Source organism: Paraburkholderia sp. BR10923, assembly GCF_040948765.1.
Classification (GTDB): Bacteria; Pseudomonadota; Gammaproteobacteria; order Burkholderiales; family Burkholderiaceae; genus Paraburkholderia; species Paraburkholderia youngii.
This window is the reverse complement of sequence record NZ_JBFPKO010000117.1, coordinates 1-1,260: the sequence shown is the minus strand read 5'-3', so window position 1 is coordinate 1,260 and position 1,260 is coordinate 1. Positions and strand designations below refer to the sequence as shown.

Annotated in this window: 1 protein-coding gene; it reads right to left on the bottom strand. The window is 69.8% G+C overall.

Annotation, left to right across the window (positions count from 1 at the left end):
* Positions 1-1,260: condensation domain-containing protein (locus AB3X94_RS41635; protein ID WP_368614448.1), on the bottom strand; the 1,260-nt coding region annotated here is incomplete at both ends.

Sequence of the window (1,260 nt, the reverse complement as noted above, 5' to 3'; positions counted from 1 at the left end):
CTCTCGTTCTCATGCACCAGCGCCACCGCCTCCGGTGCCCGCCGCACCTGCGCCTCGAACAGCTCATGGATGCACCGCTCCGACGGATACGCCGCCTCCGTGCGGTTCAGCTCCTCCAGCAGATACCGGCGCTCCGCCGCCGGCAGGATATCGATGCGCTCCACCGGCTGTCCCGCGTCCGCAGCCATCGCCCGCAGCAGCGCCAGCAGATAATCCCGCTGCCGCCTGACCGTCGACTCTTCGAACAGCGCCGTGGCATAGCCCAGCGTGCCCACGATCCTCCCGTCACACTCGCCTACATTCAGCTCCAGATCGAACCGGACCTGCCCGGGCGCATTGTCCATCACCTCCTCCACGCCCAGCCCGGGAAGATCGAGCCGCCCCAGCGCGTTATCCTGCCAGGCCAGCATTACCTGGAACAGCGGCGTGTGATCAAGCGCCCGTGGCGGCTGCACAATCTCCACCACCTGCTCGAACGGCAGGTCCTGATGCTCCTGCGCCCCCAGGGCCGTGCGCCGTGTCCGCTCCAGAAGCGTCGCCACGTCCGGCCCGCCCGACAGGTCCACCCGGAGCGCCAGCGTGTTCACAAAAAAGCCGATCAGCTCCTCGATCTCGCGCCGGCCGCGGTTGGCACTCGGCACCCCGATCACAAGGTCGTCCTGCCCCGACAGACGCGAGAGCACCGCCGCCCAGCCCGCCAGCACCGTCATGAACAGCGTCGTGCCATGCTCACGGCCCAGCCGCCTGAGTTCCCGCGTGAGCTCCGCATCGATCTCCACCGGCACCGTGGCGCCGGCAAACGACTGACGCGCCGGGCGCGGCCGGTCCGTCGGCAACGCGAGCATGGACGGCGCGCCTGACAGGGCCTCGCGCCAGTACTGCGCCTGACGCTGCAGCCGCTCCCCGGAGAGCCATTGCCGCTGCCAGGCCGCATAATCGGGATACTGGATCGCCGGCACCGGCAGGGGATTGGCCTGTCCGGCCACGAACGCCCGGTACAGGCTGCCCAGTTCCCGTACCAGCACCCCCACCGACCAGCCGTCCGAGACGATGTGATGCTGCGTCAGCAGGAAGACATGCTCCTGCTCCGACAGCCGGATCAGGCGCCCGCGGATCAGCGGCCCGCGCGCCAGATCAAAAGGCATGCACGCCTCTTCGGCGCACAGCGCCACAAGCGCCGCCGCCGCATCCGGCCGCTCCCGCAGGTCGTGCTCCAGCACGGGCAGGCCCGTGCCGGGCGGCAGGATCTCAACCCGGGGG